Annotated in this window: 2 protein-coding genes; both read right to left on the minus strand. The window is 40.1% G+C overall.

Annotated elements, in window-relative coordinates; all coding sequences use genetic code 11:
- Positions 1–488 precede the first annotated feature (488 nt).
- On the minus strand, positions 489–722 hold the full coding sequence (locus AACS24_RS21875) for a glycosyltransferase (RefSeq protein ID WP_375124701.1): 234 nt from the start codon (positions 720–722) through the stop codon (positions 489–491).
- A complete protein-coding gene (locus AACS24_RS21880) occupies positions 652–807 on the minus strand; it encodes a glycosyltransferase (protein ID WP_375124699.1) in 156 nt (51 codons plus the stop codon). Before AACS24_RS21880 ends, AACS24_RS21875 begins: the two co-directional genes overlap by 71 nt.
- Positions 808–1,377: the final 570 nt, after the last annotated feature.

Raw genomic sequence — 1,377 nt, forward strand, 5'->3', positions numbered from 1 at the left:
CCCATACTCAGTGTCTCCCACCAGATCGATAATTGCCTGTGCCCCTATTGGGGTACTGAATAACTCGGCTGGAACTATGCTACCCAGACCCCTTGCTGTTCGGTATATGCCCTGACGGTATCGTTCTCGTGAACGGACAGAGCAGCATCAAGTGCGAGCACGACCCCATACACCCTAAATAACTGATCCGAATAGTGCTACATCTTGCCGAAAACCTTGCCGTGTAAGGCATATTAACTATCAGGTGGCAAAGTCTGACGTGACAAGGCTTAGACCTCGATGTGTGCTCAATGCCTCTTGTTGAGGCCGTACGAGAGCAGTGCTCTACTATTCGGAACAGCTATTTAGCTGCTCAATAATTTCAGCTCCGTTATGGTGTTCAATGCCGAATCCGAAAACATAACCAATAATTGCAGTTGGATAATGGGATTTGATATGAGCTTCATAATGTCTTTTTAAGGTTGCAGATGAAAGCAGAACACCGGAATCTATATATAATCTCCATCCGCTATCATTGCCCCTATATTTCTAGCTTTTCCAGCTCTGAACCCATCGCTTTCTTGCCAGAAGTACTGAATATTAAGAACCGTCTTATATTCAGATACAATCGTCTCACTATTATCAGAACCACCATCATCGACAACTATTACTTCAAAGTATCTTGTTGGTAAATTTTTTTCGTAATGATTCGAGAGTGTAACGCAAAAGGTTTTCCCTATTATATGTTGGTATGACGACACTAATATATTTATATGAAGATAAAACGGCCATGAAGATATCTCGCAGTGAGTATAATGCTTGAGTCATGCTGAGGAGATGTTAAGGTCGCGGTATTCATATGTGAATTGAATTTTATTGAGGATTTATTACCCCCGGACCTGAAATGCTTTCAATATTATTCAGAGCACTCACTTTCAGATAGATGGTTTGTAGCGCCTAGAGTGCATAGTTATGATGAGTTTTGAGGAATATTAGGCTATGTTGGAAACCCTGGCTACGGGTCAAAATCAATTATTTTTAAAAGAAGATAATTTTATTTGAAATATATGACATGGTCATCTAATAAAGGCAGGCAATATTGATTATATTCGTTGTGATGCCTGCCATAGTCATACTTAATAGTTAATTCTCACCCAGCCGACATTAAAACCTCATCAAAACAGAGTTGTGAATTTATATTTACTTTGTTCTGAGCTTTTCAGCACGAATCATCATGTGGTCTTCCGTGCCGTGGATTGAGTTTTCATCATTTTTCAGTTCCCATTTTCACTGTGCTCATTCAGTATTTCTTCTTGTTATATGCCTTTGTCTTTCATATTTAATATTTAAATGGCGTGGGCCCACGGGCCATAACCAATCCGTGGGCCGGTATTAGCA

This window comes from Aeromonas sp. HMWF016 (genome assembly GCF_963878195.1).
GTDB classification, from domain to species: domain Bacteria; phylum Pseudomonadota; class Gammaproteobacteria; order Enterobacterales; family Aeromonadaceae; genus Aeromonas; species Aeromonas lacus.